This is a genomic window from Pseudomonas sp. NFACC39-1, assembly GCF_900110355.1.
GTDB classification, from domain to species: Bacteria; Pseudomonadota; Gammaproteobacteria; order Pseudomonadales; family Pseudomonadaceae; genus Aquipseudomonas; species Aquipseudomonas tehranensis.
Genome location: NZ_FODL01000007.1, coordinates 1 through 23,849, shown reverse-complemented (window position 1 = coordinate 23,849; position 23,849 = coordinate 1). Strand labels below are relative to the sequence as shown.

Here is a 23,849-nt window from a genome sequence, read left to right as displayed (position 1 = left end):
GCGCTCTGCATTCGACGACATTGCGTGATCGCTGTGTCAGCGACATGCCCGAAGTGCTCGCAGGCCGCTATCGCCTCGAACGCCTGCTCGGAGCAGGAGGCATGGGGATCGTGTATCGCGTACGGGACCTGCTACACGAACAATACGGTGACCCCGATCCGTACGTTGCGTTGAAAATGCTCAGTGAGCAATTCGATGGTTCACCTGACGCGAGCGCGCTGCTCTACAGTGAGTTCGCCCTGAGCAGGCGATTGCATCACCCGAACGTGTTGCGTCCCTACACCTTCGAAGTGGACGCTGACCATCGACGGGCGTTTATCACCATGGAACTGATGCGTGGCTTGACCTTGGACAAGCTGCTTTGCGAGCGGCCGCTGGGTTTGCCCTGGCATGAACTGCATGCCATCGCCGCGCCGCTGCTCGACGCCTTGGCGTATGCCCACAGCCGGGGCGTGCTGCACGGGGACATGAAGCCAAGCAACGTCATGCTCAGCGAGGACGGGGTGCGTTTGTTCGATTTCGGTTTGGGCCTGGCGCAAGAAGGGCCGTTGAAGGGCCTACCAAACTTGAATCGAGATCGCCTCAACGCTTGGACCCCGAGCTACGCCGCCCCTGAGTTGCTTGACGGCGCACCGCTGTCAGCGGGGGCCGATGCCTATGGGGTGGCTTGCTTACTGTATGAGCTGGCGAGCGGCAAACACCCGTTCCGCCGTTTACCTTCAACCCAAGCTCGAGACGCCCGCATGGAGCGCGAACTCAAGGCGCCGCGCAATTTGCCCAAGCGTTGCTGGGCGGCGTTGCGCGTGGCGCTGACGTTTGATCCGGGGCAGCGCCGCATAACTGCGGCACAGTTGCGTGACGCCTTGGGTGCTGAGGCGTCCTGGTGGTGAATCGGTTGCGAGCAATGATCATGAGCGTGCCGGCCATGCATCTTGTGGCCGGCAAGCCCTGTGCATTCCCTTAGCTTCAGTTCTGCTGAAAGCTCCACTCTTCAGCCCGAACCAGTTGGCAGAACGGCCCTTCAAGCGTTGCATTGTGATGAGCAACGATGTCCTTGGCTTTCATCACTGGGGTGTCTGAACAGGTATGGCCTTCGGCGATAAGTACCGCGTCGAAGCCAAGATCACGAGCCGCACGGCAGGTGCTGTCGACGCAGTATTGAGTTTTCATGCCAGTGATCACCACGCCGGTAGCCCCGCGAGACCGTAAATTGTCCGCCAGGTCGGTCATTTCGAAGGCGTTGGGCCGCCGTTTTTCGAATACCACCTCTTCACCCAGAAGCTTCAGTTCCTGCGCAACCATCGTCAACGGGCTGCCTGGTCCGATTGGAGATCCCTCGGGCCCGATGTGGCGCGCGAGAAAAATCGGAGCGCCAGCGCTGCGTGCCTTGTCCATCAGGGTATTCACTGTTGCCAACAACTCTTCGCAGCGCCATGGTTTTTCCGGGCCGTGAACAAGCCCGACTTGGATATCGAGTATCAACAGGGCGTACATGGGTGCATCTCCTTGCGTTTGAGCCAGCGACACAAGGGCGTAAAAAAAGGCCCTGTCCATCGCTGGCGGGCCTTTGAAGTTCGTCTGCTATTGGCTCACGACACCTCGCACGCTCCGCTTTCAGCGGTCGTGGTGGTGGTAGTCGAGGTGAGGCAATAATGGGTCATAGCTCGACACTAGCACACAAAGCCCTAAAAAAACGGCGCTTCCCCACTCAAGGAGAAGCGCCATCTTTTTAAGTGAACAGCATTGCGCCGGATGGCGGGGTTGCTTATCAGGCCGTTGCAGGCCGCAGCGAGTAGGTCTTGAGCTGGTCCGCGAAGTCGCGCAGGGACTGGATGCCGCTGGCCTCGGCTTCGTGAATCCATTCCTTGATGGCCGCGAGCATGTCGTGGCCGTTGCTGCTGGTCTTGGCCCAGATTTGCTGCAAGGCCAGGCGTTTTTCGTAGATCACCTTCAACGCCTGACTGTGTTCCAACATGCTCTGGATGCGCGCGTGGTGACGCTCATCCAGCAGGCTGGTTTCCCGCGATAACAGGCGTTTGGCCCGGTGGAACTGGTGGCGGACCGAGTGATCGACCTTTTCCAGTTCCTGCTTGACCAGCGGCGCGATGACCAGCCTGCGGTACTGGGCCATGATCTGGAAACGGTTGTTGAGGATCGCCATGGCGGTGTCCATGTCCAGATGCCCCTTGCCCTCGACACGGTGGGCGATCGGCGCGACGCGCTGGACCTTGGCCAGGCGCAGGAAACTGAATACCTGGATCCAGGCCCAGCCCAGGTCGAACTCCCATTTGCGTACCGACAGCTTGGCCGAATTGGGGTAGGTATGGTGATTGTTGTGCAGTTCTTCGCCACCGATCAGGATGCCCCAGGGCACCAGGTTGGTCGCCGCGTCGCGGCATTCGAAGTTGCGGTAGCCCACGGCATGCCCCAGGCCATTGACCACGCCCGCGGCCCAGACCGGAATCCACATCATCTGGATGGCCCAGATGGTGATGCCGATGGTGCCGAACAGCAGCAGGTCGATGACGCCCATGATCGCCACGCCCAGTATCGGGAAGCGGCTGTAAAGGTTGCGCTCGATCCAGTCATCAGGGCAGTTCTTGCCGTAGATGCGCAGGGTTTCGGGGTTTTCCGCTTCGGCGCGATACAGTTCGGCGCCTTTGCGCAGCACGGTGGACAGGCCTTTGATCACCGGGCTGTGGGGATCATCGACGGTTTCGCATTTGGCGTGGTGCTTACGGTGGATAGCGGTCCACTCGCGGGTGTTCTGCGCCGTGGTCAACCACAGCCAGAAGCGGAAGAAATGTTTGAGGCCGGCGTTGAGCTCCAGGGAGCGATGAGCCGAATAACGGTGCAGATAGACCGTGACGCCAATGATCGTGACATGGGTCATCAGCAGGGTGACTGCCACCAGTGACCAGGGCGACAAGCCAAGAAAACCTTCGTACCACATAGGCTATAGGGCCCTCGATAAAGATAGAAACAGCCGTTGCATTATCACCTGCCGTACAGATAAAACCAGTCGGCCTTTCAGATAACAGTGGCAGGATGTTTCTTACTCTATAATTCCCGCCTCTTTGTGGGGACATGGATGACCTGATGACCATTTATCACCGTAGCGCCATGCGTGGAGCACTGCTTTATCTCGTGCTGTCGGTCGTCTGGCTGCAGCTGGTTGGTTATTTATTGAGCAGCTTTTTCGATCAATCCGCCGATCAGCTTCGCTGGCAGTTGATCAACGGGTATGCCTGGGTCTTGGTCAGCGCCGGCTTGGTTTTCCTGGCGGGTGTGCGGATATCCCGGCTTTTCGGAAAAGGCGAACACCGTGCCGACGGCGAACGTTTGCGCCAGGCCGCCGCCGTCTTCGATTGCACGCGCGAAGGGGTGTTGGTGACGGACCCGAACGGCCTGATCGTGCACGTCAATCGTGCCTTCATGGCGATTACAGGGTATGCCCGGGAGGAGGTGCTGGGCCGGCGGCCCAACCTGTTCAAATCTGGCCGTCACGGGGCGGATTTCTACCAGGAGATGTTTGCCTCCCTGGGCAGCCTTGGCGAGTGGAGCGGCGAGATCTGGAACCGGCGAAAAAACGGTGAGATCTATCCGCAATGGCAGACGATCCGCGTCATTCGCGACGATAACGGTCAGGTGAGCCATTACGTCGCGGTGTTTTCGGACATCAGCGCCATCAAGGATTCGGAGCACGAACTGGCGTACCTGGCCCACCACGATCCGCTGACCGGTCTGCCCAATCGCCTGCTGTTTTCCGATCGCGCCGAGCAGGCCCTGGCGTCGTCGCAGTTGCACAAACGCGGCTGCGCCTTGTTGCTGGTGGACCTGGACCACTTCAAGAACATCAACGACAGCCTGGGGCATCACGTTGGCGATCAATTGCTCAAGAGCGTGGCCGAGCGATTCCGGGGGTTGTTTGCGCCGGGCGTGACCTTGGCCCGGCTGGGGGGCGACGAGTTTGCGGTGCTGGTGGAAAATTGCTCGCAGCCGGGGCAGGCGGCGATTCTGGCTCAGCGCATTATCGATGCCCTCAAAGAGCCGGTGTGTCTCGAAAACCAGCTCTTGTTCATCAATGCCAGTGTGGGCATCAGCCTGTTTCCCGGGGATGCCCTCAGCGCGGGGCAACTGCTGCGCAATGCAGATTCCGCGCTGTTCAAGGCTAAAAGTGCCGGGCGCGATGGCTACGCCTTGTATACCGAAGAACTCACCGCTCATGCCCAACAACGGGTCGAGATCGCTTTCGAACTGCGACGCGCGCTCCAGCAGCAGGAGCTGCGGGTTCATTACCAGCCGGTACACGATCTGGCGACCAGCCGCTTGATCGGTGTCGAGGCTTTGGTGCGCTGGGAACATCCCGAGCGCGGGCTGGTTTCGCCGGCCGAGTTCATTCCCATCGCCGAGCGCACCGGGCTGATAGCCCAAATCGATGCCTGGGTCATGGAGCAGGCCTGTCGACAGATGCGTCAATGGCAGGAGGCCGGGGTGGCGTTATCGTTTGTCGCGGTCAACGTTTCCAGTCGGCTGTTCGCCCGTCGCGAGTTGTACGAGCAGGTTGCGCGGGTACTGCACGTTTCAGGCCTGGACCCGGCCTGTCTGGAACTGGAAGTGACCGAAAGCGCGGTGATGGACGATCCGGAAGTGGCCCTGGAGCAAATGCACCGTCTGCGGGAATTGGGGGTGCGACTGGCTATCGATGATTTCGGTACCGGTTATTCGTCGCTGCTGCGACTCAAACGCCTGCCCGTCCAGAAGCTCAAGATTGATCAGGGCTTTGTTGCCGGGTTGCCGTGGGATGAAGACGACGCAGCGATTGTCCAGGTCATCATCGCCCTGGCCCGCAGCATGGGTATGCAAGTGCAAGCCGAAGGCATCGAGCAGCGCGAGCAGGCCGCGTTCCTGCTGAAACACGCCTGTGGGATGGGGCAGGGCTACTGGTTCGGGCGTCCTGTTGCCGCGCAGCAGCTGGATTGGGCGCACGCGCCCGCCATCAAATAATCCCCTTGTGACGGAATTGAACGTTTATTTGGTTATATAAAAATTCTTAAATATTCTTTTTAAGAATATCTGCGCCTACCTAGTATTGCTCCCACGCCGCAAACAGTGCCCTCCACTTCCTGGCATTCAAGGAGCAACAACATGAGCGCTTCTCTACCTAGCGTTAACGATCAAGACCCAGCAACCCGCTTGCGCGAATCCCTGAGCCGTTATGCCTTGGCTGTGTTGGCCAGTGCTGTTTTTGCAGGGTCCGCTTTTGCCAAGGATTACGAGTTGCTCAACGTGTCCTACGACCCTACCCGCGAGCTGTATCAGGATTACAACGCCGAATTCGTCAGTTTCTGGAGCAAAGCACACCCGGATGACACCGTGAAGATCCAGCAGTCCCACGGCGGCTCGGGCAAGCAAGGCCGGGCGGTGATCGATGGTCTGCGGGCCGATGTGGTGACCCTGGCCCTGGCCGGCGACATCGATGAAATCGCCAGGCTGGGCAGGTCCTTGCCAGTGGACTGGCAAAAGCGTCTTCCCGAAGCGAGCACGCCGTACACCTCGACCATCGTGTTCCTGGTGCGCAAGGGCAATCCCAAGGGCATCAAAGACTGGGGTGACCTGATCAAGGAGGACGTGTCGGTCATCACGCCGAACCCGAAGACTTCCGGTGGCGCTCGCTGGAACTTCCTCGCGGCCTGGGCCTATGGCCTCAAAGCTAACGGTGGTGACGAAGCCAAGGCCAAGCAATACGTGCAAGCGCTGTTCAAGCACGTGCCGATCCTCGACACCGGCGCCCGTGGTTCGACCATTACCTTCGTCAACAACGGTCAGGGCGACGTACTGCTGGCCTGGGAAAACGAAGCTTTCCTGGCATTGAAGGAAGACGGTGGCGCGGACAAGTTCGACATCGTCGTGCCGTCGTTGTCGATCCTCGCCGAACCGCCGGTGGCAGTGGTGGACAAGAACGCCGGGAAAAAGGGCAACGCCGAGATCGCCGAAGCCTACCTCAAACACTTGTACAGCCCGGCTGGACAAGAGATCGCGGCGAAAAACTTTTATCGCCCGCGGGACAAAGACGTTGCCGCCAAGTATTCCCGGCAGTTCCCTGAGCTGGAATTGGTGACCATCGACAAGGACTTCGGCGGCTGGAAAACCGCCCAGCCGAAGTTCTTCAACGATGGCGGCGTGTTTGATCAGATTTATCAGGCGCAGTGAGCTGAAGCAGGCTCAAACAAGCCAAAAATGAAGCTGTACGCAGACTTGTGGCGAGGGGATTTATCCCCGTTAGGCTGCGCAGCAGCCCCAAGTGTTATCTGCAATCGGATTTTAGGGCCGCTGCGCGCCCCAACGGGGATAAATCCCCTCGCCACAGTTGCATGTGTTCACCCAAGGACCTTTATGTCGCGTCGCATCTCACCGGTCATACCCGGCTTCGGGCTGACGCTGGGCTACACCCTGGTGTATCTCAGTCTGATTGTGCTCATACCGCTGGCGGCAATGTTCGTGCATGCCGCCCAGCTCACCTGGGAGCAGTTCTGGGCAATCATCTCGGCGCCACGAGTGCTGGCGGCCTTGAAGCTCAGCTTCGGCACGGCTCTGTGCGCGGCGATCATCAACGGCGTGATCGGTACGCTGCTGGCCTGGGTGCTGGTGCGCTACACCTTTCCCGGTCGCAAGATCATCGATGCAATGATCGATCTGCCATTCGCCCTGCCTACCGCCGTGGCCGGCATCGCGCTGACGGCGTTGTATGCGCCGACAGGTCTGGTGGGCCAGTTTGCCACCGACCTGGGTTTCAAGATCGCCTACACCCCGCTGGGCATTACCCTGGCGCTGACCTTCGTAACGCTGCCGTTCGTGGTGCGCACGATGCAACCGGTGTTGGCCGATATTCCCCGTGAAGTCGAAGAAGCCGCCGCCTGTCTCGGCGCCAAGCCATGGCAAGTGGTTCGTCACATCCTGGTGCCGGCGTTGCTGCCGGCCTGGCTGACCGGTTTCGCCCTGGCGTTTGCCCGTGGTGTGGGTGAGTACGGTTCGGTGATTTTCATCGCAGGCAACATGCCGATGAAAACCGAGATCCTGCCACTGCTGATCATGGTCAAACTCGACCAATACGACTACACCGGCGCCACCTCCATCGGCGTACTGATGCTGGTGGTTTCCTTCCTTCTGTTGCTGGTGATCAACCTGCTGCAGCGGCGCATCGAAACCCCATAAGGAGGCACGGACATGTCCCAAACGTCTATTTACGCGACCTCCACCAACGCCGCTCGCCGTGGCAGTGCAGCTTCGCGGCGAGTCCTGCTCGGCCTTGGCTGGCTGATTTTTGCGCTGTTCCTGCTGCTGCCGCTGTTCATCGTGGTCTCCCAGGGACTGAAGCTGGGCCTGGGGGCGTTCTTCACCGCAATCTTCGAACCCGATGCCTTGTCGGCGCTCAAGCTCACGGTGATCGCGGTGCTGATCTCGGTGCCGCTGAACCTGGTGTTCGGTGTCAGCGCCGCATGGTGCGTGAGCAAATATTCATTTCGTGGCAAAAGCTTGCTGGTGACCCTGATCGACCTGCCGTTCTCGGTTTCGCCGGTGATCGCAGGCCTGGTGTACGTGCTGATGTTCGGCGCCCAGGGGCTGTTCGGGCCGTGGCTTTCGGATCACGACATCCAGATTGTGTTTGCGCTACCAGGCATCGTACTGGCGACAATTTTTGTCACCGTGCCTTTCGTGGCCCGCGAGCTGATCCCGCTGATGCAGGAGCAGGGCACCCAGGAAGAGGAAGCCGCGCGCCTGCTGGGCGCCAACGGCTGGCAAATGTTCTGGCATGTCACCGTGCCGAACATCAAGTGGGGGCTGATCTATGGCGTGGTGCTGTGTACGGCCCGGGCCATGGGTGAGTTCGGCGCGGTGTCGGTGGTGTCCGGGCACATTCGCGGGGTCACCAACACTCTGCCGTTGCACGTCGAGATCCTCTACAACGAATACAACCACGTGGCCGCGTTCGCCGTGGCGAGCCTGTTGCTGATCCTGGCGCTCTTGATCCTGCTGCTCAAGCAGTGGAGCGAAAACCGTATCAACCGTCTGCGCAACAGCAGCGCGGAGGAATAAGTCATGTCGATCGAAGCCCGTAACGTCAGCAAGAATTTCAACACCTTCAAGGCTCTGGACAACATCAACCTGGACATCCAGAGCGGTGAGCTGGTGGCGCTGCTCGGCCCGTCGGGGTGCGGCAAGACCACGTTGCTGCGGATCATCGCCGGCCTTGAAACCCCGGACCAAGGCAACATCGTGTTCCATGGCGAGGACGTGTCTGGCCACGATGTGCGCGATCGCAACGTGGGTTTCGTGTTCCAGCACTACGCTTTGTTCCGCCACATGACCGTGTTCGACAACGTCGCCTTCGGCTTGCGCATGAAGCCCAGGAACCAACGCCCGAACGAAAGCCAGATCGCAACCAAGGTCCACGAACTGTTAGGCATGGTGCAACTGGACTGGCTTGCCGACCGCTATCCCGAACAGCTTTCCGGCGGACAGCGCCAGCGCATCGCCCTGGCCCGGGCACTGGCGGTGGAGCCCAAGGTGTTGCTGCTGGACGAACCTTTCGGCGCCCTCGACGCCAAGGTTCGCAAGGAACTGCGGCGCTGGCTGGCGCGGTTGCACGAGGACATCAACCTGACTTCGGTGTTCGTGACTCACGACCAGGAAGAAGCCATGGAAGTCGCCGATCGGATCGTGGTGATGAACAAGGGTGTGATCGAGCAGATTGGCTCGCCGGGCGATGTCTACGAAAACCCCGCCAGCGACTTTGTGTATCACTTCCTCGGCGACTCGAACCGCCTGCACTTGGGTGAGGATCGGCATGTGCTGTTCCGCCCCCACGAAGTCTCGCTGTCGCGTTCGGAGTTGGAGGAGCACCACGCCGCCGAAGTGCGCGACATCCGCCCGCTGGGCGCCACCACCCGGGTGACCCTGAAGGTGGAAGGCCAGAGCGATCTGATCGAAGCTGAAGTGGTGAAGGACCACGACAGCCTGGTGGGCCTGGCGAAGGGCGAGACGCTGTTCTTCAAGCCGAAGGTCTGGCAGAAAGTCTCGAACCTTTAAGATCAAAAGCATCGCGAGCAGGCTCGCTCCCACAGTGGAATGGGCTTGACCACAAGTCTTTGGGCAACCCAAAAACCTGTGGGAGCGGGCTTGCTCGCGAAGGCGTAGTCACATTCACCCTCGATGCAATCTGACCCGCCGCTTTCGCGAGCAAGCCCGCTCCCACAAGTGGATCGGTGTCGGCCACAACATCTGCGGCCCAGCCCCCAGTCTCCTGTGGGAGCGAGCCTGCTCGCGATGACGGTGCCGCTGACGCGCCGATCAGAATCTGAATAACCCCGCCCCACCTTGCTTCGATTGGTTCTACACCAATACCTTTTCCCATCTAAATCCCTACCTAGACTCTGACTTGCCAGGAGGCAAGTGAGAGTTCATGACGGACCGGTGTTATCTCCTGGCGCCCTGATGCCAAGGAGATAAAGCATGAGAATGGAAGTCAGTCGGCATGGCCCGTTTGGCTGTGCCTTGCTAAGCGTTTTATTGAGCCCATCCGTCAGCGCCACCCCCTCGTTGTCACCGCAGATACCCTTCGATGTCACGGTTGCCGAGGAACATCCCACTCTGGCCAGCCTTCAGCGCGATTTCGATGACCTGTCATGGCAGACGTTCATTGCCTTGAACTGGCCTGCGCTGGACAACGGCAATCCCAATACCGGCACTCCCATCGGCAAGCAGGATGGGGCGACGGTGTGGGAAAGCTGGAAAGAGAGCTACCAGATCTTCCGGGCCAAGGGTCAGGCGCCGTTGGCCTGGGACGCGCCGGCGACGCTGCCCGAGGCGTGCAAGTCGCTCAAACCCGGTCGCCTGTTGCAGCAGATGGGCAAGGTGCCCGATGTGCTGGATGAGTTTATCCAACCCTTCGAGAGTGGCCCGTTGGTGGATCAGAACGGTGCCTATACGCGCAACGAAATCGTGGTCAACCGATCGATGTTCGATTCAATTGTCGACAATGGTCTGTACAGCATCGAAGGTCAGCAGCAGTTTTTTGCCGCAAACCCGACCAACACCGTGGCTTTCAGTTGCGGCTCGACCAAGACACAGGACGTCGGTGCGCTGATGGTGAAAGCCTCGTGGAAAGTGCTGGGCGCCAATGATCGCCCGCAGGATTTTCACACCGTCGATGCGCTGGTCTATACCCCGGGAAACAGCGACCCGAGCAAAGGACCCATTGTCGGGGAGTCGTGCAAGTCCGAACCGGTGGGATTGGTGGGACTGCACATCGTTCACAAGACCGACAGCGCAGCGCAATGGGTCTGGTCGACTTTTGAACATGTGAAGAACGTACCCGAAAAGACCACGCCCCCGGCCCAACGAATGGGGCCTTATCTGTTCTACAACACTGCCAGCCAAAGCGACATCAACCAGCCGCCGCCCCGGCCATGGAATCCGGCGGTCAAGGCAACACCCTCGCAGATCGTGCGTGAGATACCGCTGACCGAAGCCACCAAAACCCTGAACACCACCTATCAGGCCCTGTTGCGCACAGTCAATCCGCAGAGCGTCTGGGCGAACTATCAACTGATCAGTACCCAGTGGCCGTCGGCACCACAGCCCAACTGTCAGATATCAGCCGCCAACCCGCTAGGCAATCCCGCTCCGTTGTTCCTGGCCAACGCCACGCTGGAAACCTACATCCAGGGCACCGTACCCCAAGGGTCTTCCAGTTGCATGGCGTGTCATGGCAATGCGGCGACCCATGTCACCGAATCCCCGCGCACCAGCTTCGCGGATTTCACCTATTTGCTCGAACGCGCGCAGTCCACGACTGGACAAGGAGTCAAGCATGAGCAGTGATCTGGAGAATTTCGTAGGCCTTTCATCGGTCCTGACTGGCATTTCCACTGAGCGATTGGCGCCGGAGATCGACCAGGTGGGTTTGCCACCGCTGTTTCTTGAATTCATCACGCCAAGAGTCACGCCTGATGTGCTCAGTACATTGCTGACTCAATACGCCAACCTGGCGGGGGACAATCAATCCCCGGATCAGATCGCCCAAGCGGTATTGATGGACGGAGCGCTACCGGCCGACACGCAGACCGCCAAGGCCGCGCGTTCGATCATGAAGCTGTGGTTGCTGGGCGTCTGGTACCAGCCCTATGACGCGGCGAGTTTCAAAAAGGATGAGCAGACGGTGGTGTCCGACCAGGCTTATATCAATGGATGGGCCTGGAAAGCCGCCCAGGCTCATCCCATGGGCTACAGCGAGATGTTCTTCGGCTACTGGAATACGACGCCGCCCAGCCTTGAGGATTACACCGGGGTACCCGCCAACACGCAGCAAGGAGCTTCGTCATGAGTACCGAACAAGCAGAGGTGGTCATCGTTGGTGCGGGGTTGGCCGGCAGCATCATCGCTTATCAATTGGGCATGGCTGGCGTGGATGTGCTGGTGCTCGAATCGGGCCCGGAGATTCCGGCCAATCGTACGCAGTATCTGGAGCGCTTCTACACCGCGACCCTGAAAACCCCGGAATCACCCTATCCTCCGGTATCGACCCTGGATACACCGCGTGATCCGACCAAGGAAAATGCCCCGCGGGCAACCATCGCCGATCTGATCCTGGGTTGGGACAAACCGGCGATCAGTTATCTGGTGCAGAAAGGTCCGTTGCCCTTCAACAGCACCTATGAACGGGTGGGCGGCGGGACGACCTGGCATTGGGTGGGGACGTGCCTGCGCATGGTACCGAACGATTTTCGCCTGAAGAGCAAGTACGGCGTCGGGGTGGACTGGCCGATCGGCTACGACGATCTGCAAAGTGCCTATTGCCGGGCCGAGGCGGAAATCGGTGTGTCGGCCAATGTCGCCGACCAGGCTTATCTGGGCATGACCTTTCCCGAGGGCTACTCATTCCCGATGCACAGCATCCCGCTGTCGCTGGTCGACGGCAGTTTCGTCACGGCGGTGACAGGGCAGTCTTTCGATGGCTTGCCATTGGTCGTCAGCCCGACGCCGGCTGGGCGTAACTCCCAACCTTACGCCGGGCGCCGGGTGTGTGCCGGCAATACCAACTGCACACCGATCTGCCCGATTCAGGCCAAGTACGACGCCACGGTGACCATGAACAAGGCCCTGGCCACCGGCAAGGTCCGGGTCATGTATCGGACCGTAGCCAGCAAAGTGACCGTGGGCTCGGACAAGAACATCAACGGTGTCGAATTCATTCAATATCAGCTTGGCGAGGGACCGAAGACGGGAAACGGCGTGGCCATCGGACAGCGATACGTGCTCGCGGCCCATGCCATCGAAACCCCTAAATTGTTGCTCAACTCCAAGACCCCGGACTGGCCCAAAGGTGTGGCCAACAGCAGCGGGCAGGTGGGACGCAGTCTGTCCGACCATCCGATTTACCTGGCGTGGGGGCTGATGCCAGAAGGCAAGACGGTTTTCCCCTATCGTGGCCCGGTGTCCACGGCGGGCATCGAGAGCCTGCGCGACGGTGCTTTCCGCAGCCAGCGAGCGGCATGGCGCATCGAAATCGGCAATGAGGGCTGGAACTGGCCGGTTGGCGATCCTTACGTCACCGTGGCTGATTTTATCGATGGGACGAACACAAGCCGCACCAACCCATTGCCAGCGAAAGAGACACCGGCGCCGCCCACTGAGGCGCTTTACGGCACGGCACTGATCAAAAAACTCAACGAGCTGTTCATCCGCCAGTTTCGGATCGGCTTCTTGGTGGAACAGGTGGAAGACCATCCCGACCAGGCCAATAGCTACATCGTGCCCTCGACGGATAATTACAAGGACGGGCTCGGCATTCTTCGGCCGGAAATCCACTACGACCTGTCCGATTACACCAAGGAAGGTTTCAGGCAGGCGAAGATACTGGCGAGCCACATCATCAAGGACCTGCTCGGCGCCGTGGAACTGACAGCCCCCATTGGCAAAGGAACCTTCAACTACAAAGGCGAAGATTACAGCTTCCAGGGCGCCGGACATCTGATGGGTACCTATCGCATGGGCGATGATCCAGCCAAGTCGGTGGTGGACAAATACCAGCGCAGTTGGGACCACAAGAACCTGTTCCTGGTGGGTGATGGCGTGTTCCCCAGCACGGGCACCTCGAACCCCAGCCTGACGATTGCGGCGCTGTCGTTCCAGGCCGGGGACACCGTGGCCAACGACCTGAAGGCAGTGACCATGCAGGTCCAATCCAACATCGCCTGGCAGGGCACTGGAGTGCAGATCAACGGGTTGGTACCGCGCGTGGTTCGCTACGTCAGTGGGCTATGGTGCGCGAGCCCGCAGGGGGGCAATGTCGACGGAAAGGGCGGGTCGAGGCACATCGACTACAGCAGCTATGCCTTGCCCGGTGCCGCCGAAGGCGCCTTGATCGGTCGTGTGGGCGATGGTGGCAAGCCGTTCCTGGTGGGTGATCTGGCGCAGGTTCCGGGCGACCAGCAGGGTGAACTGCAACTGTGCATCAACGATGACCTGACCGGGCAATATGGAGCTGGCTTGAAAGATAACACCGGCGCGCTGACGATACGGGTCGAGTTTGGTGCGCTGTAACTTGAGGGGTAGGGCCTGACTCTTGTGGGAGCAAGGCTGGCCCGCGATGGCATCGCCTCGGTCTAGCAGCTACACCGAGGTGTTTGCATCGCGGGCAAGCCTTGCTCCCACAGAGTCTGGCGTTGCATTGTTTTTCAGACGGCCGAGCGCTGGTTGCGCAATGTCACGGGCCCGGCGCGCTCTTCAATGGCCCGCTTCAGTTCGCCACGAAGCCCCAGCAGGAAACCCGCCTCCACCACCACGAACAGCGGTCCGACAATCAACCCGGTGAGGTCATCGACGAACGCCGGTTTACGGCCTTCGTAATAGTGGCCGACGAACTGGATCACCCAGCCCACCACGAACATCCCCAAGCCACTGCCCAGCCATACCCAGGTGCTTTGCGCGGCGAGCACCTGGCCCAGCCATAGCGCCAGGGCCAGCAGTACCGTCATCACCACCCCCAAGCGCAACTCCAGGCGCAGATAGAACCAGGCACTGGCTACCGCTACCAGCAGCGCCGGCGACACCAGGAGCTCGCCCACCGGCCAACCCGGCCGTGACAACAGCACAGCTACGGCGACGAAAATCAGCGGAATACCGATGAAGTGCGTGGCGATGTTACGTGGATCGCGGTGGTAGGCGGCGTATTGACTGAGATGATCAACGAGGCTTTTCATTGTTGTTCCTCCTGAGGTGATGCCTGCATGATGCCCAGGTTCCACGAGGCGTTCTGTCAGTTAGCCGACACTTGTCCCGGAGTTTCCATGAATACGCATCCCTGGCACTCGCACCTGTTGGCCGGTCACTGGTACAGCCACTTGCCCGCTGAGTTACAGAATAGTCTGTTGGCAATGTCGCGGGTGCGCCGCCTGGTGCCGGGGCACCGGCTGTTCCAGCGCGGTGACCCGCCCTGCGGGATGTACGCCGTATTGGAGGGCGCGGTACGGATCGGCGCAGTGAACGAACAGGGCAAGGAAGCACTGCTCAGCGTGGTGGAAGCGCCCCACTGGTTTGGTGAAATCTGCCTGTTCGATGGCCAGCCGCGCACCCATGACGCGGTGGGCGTGGGCCAGTGCACCTTGTTGCACTTGCCTCAGGCGTCGTTGATGGCGTTTCTGGAAGAACACCCGGTCTATTGGCGAGATATTGCGCGGCTGATGAGCCACAAACTGCGCCTGACCTTCATCAATCTCGAACACCTGAGCCTGATGCCCGCCCCGGTACGTGTTGCCCATCGCCTGCTGATGATCGCCGAAGGCTACGGCGAAATCGAACCGGCGCGACGGGTCTTGCAACTGCCCCAGGAGCAACTCGCGCTGATGCTCTCACTGTCGCGCCAGACCACCAACCAGATCCTCAAGGACTTGCAGGGCCAGGGCATTGTGCACCTGGGTTATGGCGAGATCGAAATTCTGGATATCGAGCGGTTGCGGGCGTTGACTGCGGCCTGAGGCCGGCCCGGCATCTGTGGGGGCGGGCTTGCTCGCGAAAGCGATGGGCCCGTTGGCTGTGATGTTGACTGTGCTGCCGTCTTCGCGAGCAAGCCCGCTCCCACAGGGTTTGTGTGCGCCATAAATCGAATGTGGGAGCGAGCCTGCTCGCGATAGGGCCAGCCCGGCCAGCGCAAACCCCTAGCGCAAGCCGTCACGAAACTGCCCTGGCGTCATTCCGGTCCAGCGCTTGAACGCACGGCTGAAGCTGCTGGCGTCGGCAAAGCCCAAGAGATAACCGACTTCGCTCAGCGAACATTGCGGGTCGCGAAGGTGCAGCAGCGCCAGGTTTTCCCGGCATTCGTTAAGCAGCGTGTCGAAGCGGCAGCCTTCATCGGCCAAATGCCGTTGCAGGCTGCGCAGGCTCAGGTGCATGGCCTGGGCGATGCGCTCGGCGCTGGGTTCGCCTTCGGGCAGTTGGGCCTCGATAGCGGCTCGCACCTTGCGCTCCCAGGTCAGCGGCTGGAGTTGGGCGAGGGTGCGCTTGAGTACCGTCTCGTTATGTTCAGCCAGCTCCGGGTTGGCGTCGTCCAGGTGGCTGTCGAAATCGACGAGGTTGAATTCCAGGCAATCTTGCTCGGCGCCGAAATACACCGGTGAACGAAACACTTTATGCCAGGGGCCAGGGTCTGATGGTTCCGGGCGCCGCAAGTACACCGCCAGCGGTGCGTAATCGCGGCCCAGTCGGTTGCGACACGTGCGTACGTAAATCGCGGCGAATGCATCGATGGCTTCAAAGGCCGGCGTCGCCCGGCCCTGGGGCACATCGAGAGTGAAGCGGTAACGGTCTTCGCAGCGGCTCAGTTGCAGTATCAACGCATCGCTGACCACCGGGTGATAACGCACGATCCGCTCAAACACTTCTCGCAAACTGCCGCTGGCCACCAGGGCATAACCCAGCGCGTGGAACGTAGTGGGACTGACGAAGCGCGAAACCCGCAGGCCGATCGCCGGATCGCCGCTGGCCTGCACGGCCAGCTCCCACAGGCGCGTGGTGGCCGAGAGCGGATACCGGGCATTCGGGTCGTCCATCCATTGCGGATCGAGCCCGGCCTCCAGGCACAGGGCATGGCTGTCCAGGCCCAGCGCATCAAGCTGTTTGCGCAGGGCGCGGGTCCAACTGGCGAGGGAGGTGGGTTCAGTCATGGTGATTGGCGCTTGCGGTCAACAGGTTGGCGTTTACGGCTACCACCCTAGGGGGCATCGCCCGGCAGGATGAGCACATCTCTAACAGAGGATGTAAGCCATGCACGGCACTTGCGCAAGCCCCGAGCGATTGAATGCACAACAGCGGTCCGCCCATATTCGCCAAGTGGTCCTGGCCCGTGGCGAGGAGCTGCGCCAGCGCTACCCGATCCTGCGGCATCAGGATGCGTTGGGCGCGGGCATCCTGGCGTTCGCCCTGGCCGGGATGGTCGGTTCGGCACTGCTCTACATCAACGGTTACCTGGCCGGTTGGGCGTGCCTGCTACTCAACGCTTTTTTCGCCTCACTGACCCACGAGCTGGAACACGACCTGATCCACAGCATGTATTTCCGCAAGCAACGCGTACCCCACAACCTGATGATGGGCCTGGTCTGGCTGGCGCGCCCCAGCACCATCAACCCGTGGATCCGCCGCCACCTGCACCTCAATCATCACAAAGTGTCCGGCAGCGAGGCCGACATGGAGGAACGCGCCATCACCAACGGCGAGCCCTGGGGGGTGGCGCGCTTGCTGATGGTGGGCGACAACGTGATGTCGGCCTTCATTCGCCTGCTGCGGGCCAAGACCTGGGCGCACAAGCGCAGCATCCTCAGGCGCACGCTGAAGGTGTATTTCCCCCTGGCGCTGTTGCACTGGGGCGCGTGGTACGTATTTCTCGGTTTCCATGGGTCCAACACTGTCGCCCATCTGCTTGGCACGTCGATTGATTGGTCGGCGACTACGCTGGCAGCGATGCACGTGATCGACATCGCGGCGGTGGTGATCATTGGGCCGAATGTATTGCGCACCTTTTGCCTGCATTTCATCAGCTCGAACATGCATTACTACGGCGACATCGAGGCGGGCAATGTCATCCAGCAAACCCAGGTACTCAACCCGTGGTGGCTGTGGCCGTTGCAGGCGTTCTGCTTCAACTTTGGCAGCAGCCACGGGGTCCATCATTTCGTGGTCAAAGAGCCGTTCTACATCCGCCAGATGACGGTGCCGGTGGCCCACAAAGTGATGCGTGAGATGGGGGTGCGGTTCAATGATTTCGGCACGTTTGGCCGGGCGAACCGGTTTGTGCGGGAAGAGGGGGTGGTGCGCAAGGAAGCTCCCGCCGGGCCTGCAGGAGCTGTGTAGGAGCTGACGAGTGCAACGAGGCTGCGATCTTTCCCCTGACGCTTGAATCCCAAGTGAAAGATCAAAAGATCGCAGGCTTCGCCAGCTCCTACACAGTCCTGCGAAAGCAGGTCAGAACTGGTAACTCACCGTAGCCGCCACGTTGCGTTCTTCGCCCAGGTAGCAGTAGCTCAGGCTGGCGCAGGAGGCGACGTAGGTTTCGTTGGTCAGGTTGTTGGCGTTCAGGCGCACGTCCACGCCTTTCAAGCCGACCTTGCCCAGGTCATACCCCACCGACGCATCGAACAACGTATAGGACGGCACCTTCATGGTGTTTTCCGCATCGGCCCAGCTGTAGCCGACATAACGTACGCCACCGCCCAGTCGCAGGCCATCGAGCGCGCCGCTGTCGAACTTGTAGTCCGCCCACACCGAAGCCATGTGGCGTGGGGCCTGGGTCGGTGAGTTGCCCTTGTTTTCGATGATGTCGGTGGCGGTGCTCAACGTGCTGATCATCGATTTCGAATACTCGATATCGGTGAAGGTGTAGCTGCCCAGCACTTTGAACTGCTCGGTCAACTGCAGATGCGCTTCCAGTTCCAGGCCCTGGGAGCGAACGGCACCGACGGCGCGGTAGAAGTTTTCCTGGGGCAGTTTGGTCGCCAGGTTCTCCTGGTCGATGCGGAACAGCGAGGCGGTGTACAGGTCATCCGTACCCGGTGGCTGATACTTCAGGCCCAGTTCCCATTGCTTGCCATCGGTCGGCGGCAGCGGATTGCCGGCGCTGTCGGCGTAGGAGTTGGGGTTGAACGACTCGGAGTAGCTGACGTACGGCGCCAGGCCGTTGTCGAACAGGTACAGCGCCCCGGCGCGGCCAGTGAGCTTGCTGCGCTTGTCGTTGATCTCGGTGCCTTGCGGGCGGCCGAACTCAGCGATGCGGTTTTCATCCGAGGTTTTCACCCAGTCCTGACGCAGGCCCAGGGAGAAACGCCATTTATCCATCTCGATCAGGTCTTGCAGGTAGACACCGGTCTGTTCCAGGCGCCGCAGGTAGCTGGTGGGGCTGAAGTAGGTGATAGCCGAGTTGCCATAGACCGGGTCGAAGGCGTTGATCGGGGCCAGGCTGCCGCTGGTCCAGTCCACCACGGTCTTGCGCCGCTGATAGTCAGCGCCCATCAACACGGTGTGCTTGGTCGCCTCGGTGAAAAATTCAGCCTGCAGCATGTTGTCGACGATAAACGAATGCAGTTTTTCTTCGGCGCCGGTGTAGTAGCGGTTCAGCTCGTTGCTAGTTGGCGTGGTCCAACCGTAGGCATAGACCTGATCATTGGTGACTTGGGAGTCCAAATAACGGAAGTTCTGCCGGGCGGTGAAGACATCGTTGAAACGGTGTTCGAACTGGTAGCCGAATGACTGCTGATCACGTTCATAACCATCGACCCCCGGCTCGCCTTCGAAGAAGTTTTCCGAGATACGCTTGCCGTTGCGCTGATGCAAGGTGCCGTCGGCCGGCATGCCGCCGTGATAACCACCGTCGGGGTCGTGCTGCAGGTAGGCCTGAAGCGTCAGCGACGTGTCTTCGGTAAAGTCGATGCTCACCGTGGGGGCGAGGGCAAAGCGCTTTTCCTTGGTGTGGTCGAACTGCGTGTCGGAGGTGTCCGCCAGGCCAATCAGGCGATAGGCGATGCGTTTGTCTTCATCCAGCGGTCCGCTGAAGTCGAAACCCATGCCACGTTGACCCTGGGTGCCGACCGTGGCCTGGATCTGGTGATAAGCCTCGTACAGTGGCTTCTTGCTGGTGAGCGCCACCAGCCCGCCGGGGGAGCTGCGGCCATAGAGCACCGAAGACGGGCCTTTGAGAATGTCGACCCGCTCAAGGAAGTACGGGTCGACCTGCATGGAGCTGTAGGTGCCGCTGTCGCCCATGGACTTGAGGCCGTCGAGGTAGATGTTGTCCACCGAGCCATCGTTGAAGCCGCGCATCGCCACGTAGTCGTAGCGATGGGTCGCGCCGTAGGGGTTGGTCAATACCCCGGGGGTGTAGCGCATGGCCTGGGAGACGGTTTGCGCGCCTTGGTCGTCCATTTGCTCGCGGGTTACCACGGAGACGCTTTGCGAGGTTTCCCGCAGGGCGGTACTGGTCTTGGTGGCGACCTGGCTATGGGTGGCGTTGTAGCCCGCCATGCTGCCCAAGGCGTTACCCAGGGCAAACCCCTTGATGTCGGTGGTCGGCAGCGCCAAAGTGCCGCCCGAGGCCTCGGTTTGCAGCACATAGCTGCTGCCATCGGTGCTGACGGCGGTCAGGCCCGAAGCGCTGAGCAGCTGGCTCAGGGCCTGGTCCGTCGAATACTCGCCGTGCAGTCCCGGGGACTGGATACCGCTGGTCTGCTGCGGAGTGCTTGCCAGGGTGATGCCGGCCTGACGAGCGAACTGGTTCAGCACATCGCTCAGGGGGCCGGCGGCAATGTCGTAGCTCTGGCGCGCGGTGGTGACACCGTCTTGCGCCGCGACGGCGAACATCGGCACGGCGCCCGCACTCAACACCGTGCAGAACAGTGCAGCACGGATGGCATGGCGCAACAGGCCTGTTTGCGAGGAGCAGCCAAAGGGGGTGTTGAGGTTTACGCGCTCAGTCATTGTGGGTTTCCGTTGGAGTCGCTAAGGGCAGATAAGCGTTGCTTACTGTCCTAGCCGGACTTGCGCGCAAAACCCGCCAAAAAAAATCAGGCCGATTCCTGCACCGTGACCCACCAGCGGGTCCGATAGCGTAATTGCACGGGGAGCGTGCGCGGCAGAACGGCCAGTAACTTGTCGGTGTCTTCCAGGCGGAAAACACCTGACAAGCGCAAGTCTGCAATCGACGCAGCGCATTTCAGATAGCCCTGGCGGTAACGTCCTACCTCGTTGAGGAAGTCTTCCAGGCGCATGTTGCGCGTAACGAGCAAACCGTCCGCCCAGGCGCCGACGTCCATATCCAGCGGCGGCGTCATGGTCGCGGTTGATGAACTGATCAGATAGCTCTGCCCGGCGCTCACCATCAGCGCAGTCCCATCGCCGCCGCGGTGCGAACGGATCGCGACCTTGCCACGGGTGACGCTCAGGCGTGTGCAGGCATTGTCCTGCCGCACGACGAAGCGCCCGTCCAGCCCTTCAAACAGACCATGTTGGCTGCGCACCAGCAGCGGCCGCTCGGGATCGTGACCGCAGGTGAGCATGATTTCACCCCGCGTCAGGCTGATCAGGCGATGCTCGGTCGTGTAGTCCAGGTCGGCGGCGCTGTCAGTGTTCAGTTCAAGCCGCGTACCGTCCGGCAGCTGGAAGCCTCGGTGTTCACCGGTGGTGGTGGCGAAATCCGCGTTCCACGACTGCCAGCCCAGATCCTTGCCCAGCCAGGCGGCGGAGCCTATCAGCGCCACCCCCGACAACAGTTTCAAGGCCTGGCGCCGACCGAGTCGCTGGGCGCTGTTTTCCAGGGTGTCGAGAGCGACGTGGGCGCCGGGGACCGCCCTCAGGTTCGAGGTCAATTCACTGTGCAGCGATTGCACCCGCTGCCAGGCCAATTCGTGTTCGTGATGGGCGGCGCGCCAGACCTCGCATTGTTGGCGCAAGGCCGGATTGGCAGCATGGTTGCGCAGGCGCAGCAGCCAGTTGATCGCTTGCCTGACTACCTGTTGGGATGGGCCGCTGCGTCGACTCAACACGTTATCCACTGGCTCAGCTTTCATAGCGCAACACGTAGCAGTGATACAGCGCATCGGCGACGTATCGTTCCACCGACCGCAAGGAAATGCCCATCTGCTCGGCAATCTGCTTGTACGTCAGGCCTTCGCACTGGGCCAGCAGAAATGCCCTGCGCACTTTCGGCTTCAGGCCCTCCAGCATTCTGGCGATGGCTTCCAGCAACTCCAGGATCAAGGCCTGGGCTTCGGTGTCGGGGGCTTGGGCGGGTGGCAGGTGGGCGATGGATTCCAGGTAAGCGCGTTCGATTTCTTCCCGGCGCCAATGATCGATCACCAGGCCTTGGGCGATGGTGCGTAGAAAGGCGCGGGGCGACTTGAGCTCAAGGCGTTCGGTGCGTTGCAGCAGGCGCACGAAGGTGTCCTGGGCCAGGTCCGCTGCGTCGGCAGCATTGCCCAAGCGGCTGCGCAGCCATGTGTGAAGCCAGCCGTGATGGTTGCTGTAGAGCGCCTGAACTGCAAACTGGGGAGAAGACATGAACGCGAAGGCCTGGATATCACAAATGATAATAGGTCGCATTGTCATCAGCGGTCAGTGAATTTGCAACCACCGTTCGACGCACCATGTCCTTCCGTCGCCCATTTGTTCAAAGGGCTCATATTTTTTTAACTTTTGCCGACAGCGTTATATGCGTGCACCAAAGTGGAGCAGACCAAAAGTCCGCCCACGCTGTGACATGAATGCTGCAATCGGAATGCACCCCCACTCCCTGCATAAGAAGCCTGTCGATGAATCTGAAGTTCAGCCATAAAATCCTTCTGGCCGCCTCTGGTGTGGTCGTTCTGGCTTTTGCCCTGTTCACGCTCTACAACGACTACCTGCAACGAAAAACCATTGGCAGCAGTCTCGAATCTTCCATCCAGCAGTCCGGCGACCTGACGGCCAGCAGCGTCCAGAACTGGATGAGCGGCCGGGTGCTGGTGCTGGAAAACCTGGCGCAGAATATTGCCCACCAAGGCGCGGGTGCCGATCTGCCGGGGCTGGTGGATCAGCCGGCGTTGACGTCGAATTTCCAGTTCACCTACGTGGGCCAGGCCAACGGCGTCTTCACCCAACGCCCTGACGCAAAAATGCCCGACGGCTACGACCCGCGCCAGCGCCCCTGGTACAAACAGGCAGTCACCATCGATCAAACCATGCTCACCCCGCCCTACATGGCAGCGGTGGGCGGCCTGGTGGTGACCATCGCCCTGCCGGTGAAGCACAACGGTGAGCTGCTCGGTGTGGTGGGTGGCGACCTGAGCCTGGAAACCCTGGTGAAAATCATCAACTCCGTGGATTTCGGCGGCATTGGCCATGGGTTTCTGGTCAGCGGCGACGGTCAGGTCATCGTCAGCCCGGACAAGGACCAGGTGATGAAGAATCTCAAGGACATCTACCCCGGTACGCCAGTGAGCATCGAGAAAGGTATCCAGGAGGTTGAGCTCAATGGCCAGGATCGCATTCTTTCGTTTACCCCCGTCGCGGGCCTGCCAAATACTCAGTGGTACATCGGTCTGTCGATCGACAAGGACAAGGCCTACGCACCGTTGAGCCATTTCCGTACCTCGGCGCTGATTGCGATGTTTGTGGCGGTGGCGGCCATTGCGTTGTTGCTGAGCTTGTTGATCCAGGTGTTGATGCGTCCGTTGACCACCATGGGGCGCGCCATGCAGGACATCGCCCAAGGTGAAGGCGACCTGACCCGGCGTCTGGTGGTACAGGGCAAGGATGAGTTCGGTGAGCTGGGGAGTTCATTCAACCAGTTCGTGGAACGGATTCACGCGTCAATCTCGGAAGTGTCTTCTGCCACTCGGCAAGTGCATGACCTGTCGCAGCGGGTGATGACTTCGTCCAATGCCTCGCTCGTTGGCTCCGATGAGCAGAGCGCCCGCACCAACAGCGTGGCAGCGGCCATCAATCAGTTGGGCGCCGCGACTCAGGAAATCGCCCGCAATGCCGCCGACGCCTCGCAACAGGCCAGTGGTGCCAGCGAGCAAGCCGATGACGGACGCCAGGTGGTGGAAAAAACCATCCAGGCCATGACCGAGCTGTCGCAGAAGATCAGCCTCTCGTGCACCCAGATCGAAACCCTGAACGCCAGCACCGACAACATCGGGCACATTCTGGACGTGATCAAGGGCATCTCTCAGCAAACCAACCTGCTGGCGTTGAACGCTGCCATTGAAGCGGCCCGTGCCGGTGAAGCCGGACGTGGGTTTGCGGTGGTGGCCGATGAAGTGCGTAACCTGGCGCACCGTACCCAAGAGTCGGCGGAAGAAATCCACAAGATGATCACCTCGCTCCAAGTCGGTTCCCGTGAAGCGGTGACGACGATGAACGCCAGTCAGGTGTCCAGCGAAGAAAGCGTGGAAGTGGCCAACCAGGCCGGCTTGCGGCTGGTCAGCGTGACGCAGCGCATTGGCGAAATCGACGGCATGAACCAGTCGGTGGCCGCGGCCACCGAAGAGCAGACCGCCGTGGTGGAAACCCTCAACATGGACGTCAGCCACATCAACCTGTTGAACCAGCAAAGCGTCGCCAACCTCAATGAAACCCTGAAAGATTGCGATGCCCTGTCGCAACAGGCCAACCGGTTGAAGCAACTGGTGGACAGCTTCAAGATCTGATCTCTGCCAACATCACCGCCAACCGTCCCGCCGCCATCGCGAGCAGGCTCGCTCCCACAGGGGATTGGCGGTGGAGCTGGCTCTGGCGGCCACCCGAAATCAGTGTGGGAGCGAGCC

At 60.5% G+C, this 23,849-nt stretch carries 19 protein-coding genes; 12 read left to right on the top strand and 7 right to left on the bottom strand.

Annotated features, from left to right (window positions below; all coding sequences use genetic code 11):
• Positions 1-5 precede the first annotated feature (5 nt).
• Positions 6-890, top strand: coding sequence for a serine/threonine-protein kinase (locus BMY45_RS16495; protein ID WP_256573668.1), 885 nt, complete (start codon positions 6-8; stop codon positions 888-890).
• Between the two features lie 76 nt (positions 891-966).
• On the opposite strand, the gene BMY45_RS16490 is transcribed toward BMY45_RS16495, so the two are convergent.
• Positions 967-1,494, bottom strand: a complete 528-nt coding sequence (locus BMY45_RS16490; protein ID WP_092399410.1) for a cysteine hydrolase family protein — start codon at positions 1,492-1,494, stop codon at positions 967-969.
• 274 nt (positions 1,495-1,768) lie between these two features.
• Entirely contained in the window at positions 1,769-2,953 is a 1,185-nt protein-coding gene (desA, locus tag BMY45_RS16485; RefSeq protein ID WP_092399407.1) for a delta-9 fatty acid desaturase DesA, read from the bottom strand.
• A 146-nt stretch (positions 2,954-3,099) separates the two neighbouring features.
• On the opposite strand from desA, the gene dibA reads away from it, so the two are divergent.
• From dibA to BMY45_RS16440, 8 genes are all read left to right on the top strand, one after another.
• On the top strand, positions 3,100-5,007 hold the full coding sequence (dibA, locus tag BMY45_RS16480) for a phosphodiesterase DibA (protein ID WP_092399405.1): 1,908 nt from the start codon (positions 3,100-3,102) through the stop codon (positions 5,005-5,007).
• 141 nt (positions 5,008-5,148) lie between these two features.
• Positions 5,149-6,213, top strand: coding sequence for a sulfate ABC transporter substrate-binding protein (locus BMY45_RS16475; protein ID WP_092399403.1), 1,065 nt, complete (start codon positions 5,149-5,151; stop codon positions 6,211-6,213).
• A 183-nt stretch (positions 6,214-6,396) separates the two neighbouring features.
• Entirely contained in the window at positions 6,397-7,215 is an 819-nt protein-coding gene (gene cysT, locus BMY45_RS16470; protein ID WP_092399401.1) for a sulfate ABC transporter permease subunit CysT, read from the top strand.
• A gap of 12 nt (positions 7,216-7,227) precedes the next feature.
• A complete protein-coding gene (cysW, locus tag BMY45_RS16465; RefSeq protein WP_092399399.1) occupies positions 7,228-8,097 on the top strand; it encodes a sulfate ABC transporter permease subunit CysW in 870 nt (289 codons plus the stop codon).
• A 3-nt stretch (positions 8,098-8,100) separates the two neighbouring features.
• On the top strand, positions 8,101-9,090 hold the full coding sequence (locus BMY45_RS16460) for a sulfate/molybdate ABC transporter ATP-binding protein (RefSeq protein ID WP_092399397.1): 990 nt from the start codon (positions 8,101-8,103) through the stop codon (positions 9,088-9,090).
• A gap of 423 nt (positions 9,091-9,513) precedes the next feature.
• Positions 9,514-10,884, top strand: a complete 1,371-nt coding sequence (locus tag BMY45_RS16450; RefSeq protein WP_092399393.1) for a cytochrome C — start codon at positions 9,514-9,516, stop codon at positions 10,882-10,884.
• The gene (locus BMY45_RS16445) at positions 10,874-11,386 is read left to right on the top strand and encodes a sorbitol dehydrogenase (RefSeq protein WP_092399391.1); all 513 of its coding nucleotides are present in this window, start codon (positions 10,874-10,876) and stop codon (positions 11,384-11,386) included. The genes BMY45_RS16450 and BMY45_RS16445 overlap by 11 nt, the downstream gene beginning before the upstream one ends.
• On the top strand, positions 11,383-13,605 hold the full coding sequence (locus tag BMY45_RS16440; RefSeq protein WP_092399389.1) for a GMC oxidoreductase: 2,223 nt from the start codon (positions 11,383-11,385) through the stop codon (positions 13,603-13,605). Before BMY45_RS16445 ends, BMY45_RS16440 begins: the two co-directional genes overlap by 4 nt.
• A 134-nt stretch (positions 13,606-13,739) precedes the next feature.
• Here BMY45_RS16440 and BMY45_RS16435 read toward each other — a convergent pair whose 3' ends face one another.
• Entirely contained in the window at positions 13,740-14,264 is a 525-nt protein-coding gene (locus BMY45_RS16435) for an Mpo1 family 2-hydroxy fatty acid dioxygenase (RefSeq protein ID WP_092399387.1), read from the bottom strand.
• A gap of 87 nt (positions 14,265-14,351) precedes the next feature.
• Here BMY45_RS16435 and BMY45_RS16430 point away from each other — a divergent pair, with 87 nt between their 5' ends.
• The gene (locus BMY45_RS16430; protein WP_092399385.1) at positions 14,352-15,038 is read left to right on the top strand and encodes a Crp/Fnr family transcriptional regulator; all 687 of its coding nucleotides are present in this window, start codon (positions 14,352-14,354) and stop codon (positions 15,036-15,038) included.
• 180 nt (positions 15,039-15,218) lie between these two features.
• On the opposite strand, the gene BMY45_RS16425 is transcribed toward BMY45_RS16430, so the two are convergent.
• The gene (locus BMY45_RS16425) at positions 15,219-16,223 is read right to left on the bottom strand and encodes an AraC family transcriptional regulator (protein ID WP_092399383.1); all 1,005 of its coding nucleotides are present in this window, start codon (positions 16,221-16,223) and stop codon (positions 15,219-15,221) included.
• 100 nt (positions 16,224-16,323) lie between these two features.
• On the opposite strand from BMY45_RS16425, the gene BMY45_RS16420 reads away from it, so the two are divergent.
• Positions 16,324-17,406 carry a fatty acid desaturase gene (locus tag BMY45_RS16420; protein ID WP_092399381.1) on the top strand — a complete coding sequence of 361 codons (1,083 nt, stop codon included), beginning with the start codon at positions 16,324-16,326 and terminating at the stop codon, positions 17,404-17,406.
• 111 nt (positions 17,407-17,517) lie between these two features.
• On the opposite strand, the gene BMY45_RS16415 is transcribed toward BMY45_RS16420, so the two are convergent.
• The 3 genes from BMY45_RS16415 to BMY45_RS16405 all read right to left on the bottom strand — a co-directional run bounded on the left by BMY45_RS16415 (position 17,518) and on the right by BMY45_RS16405 (position 21,600).
• On the bottom strand, positions 17,518-20,022 hold the full coding sequence (locus BMY45_RS16415) for a TonB-dependent siderophore receptor (RefSeq protein WP_092399379.1): 2,505 nt from the start codon (positions 20,020-20,022) through the stop codon (positions 17,518-17,520).
• Positions 20,023-20,108: 86 nt separating this feature from the next.
• Positions 20,109-21,110 carry a FecR domain-containing protein gene (locus tag BMY45_RS16410; protein WP_092399376.1) on the bottom strand — a complete coding sequence of 334 codons (1,002 nt, stop codon included), beginning with the start codon at positions 21,108-21,110 and terminating at the stop codon, positions 20,109-20,111.
• Positions 21,100-21,600 (bottom strand): sigma-70 family RNA polymerase sigma factor, encoded by a 501-nt coding sequence (locus tag BMY45_RS16405; protein WP_092399821.1) that lies wholly within the window; start codon positions 21,598-21,600, stop codon positions 21,100-21,102. The genes BMY45_RS16410 and BMY45_RS16405 overlap by 11 nt, the downstream gene beginning before the upstream one ends.
• A 251-nt stretch (positions 21,601-21,851) precedes the next feature.
• Here BMY45_RS16405 and BMY45_RS16400 point away from each other — a divergent pair, with 251 nt between their 5' ends.
• Positions 21,852-23,732, top strand: a complete 1,881-nt coding sequence (locus BMY45_RS16400) for a methyl-accepting chemotaxis protein (RefSeq protein WP_092399374.1) — start codon at positions 21,852-21,854, stop codon at positions 23,730-23,732.
• The last annotated feature ends 117 nt before the right edge of the window (positions 23,733-23,849 follow it).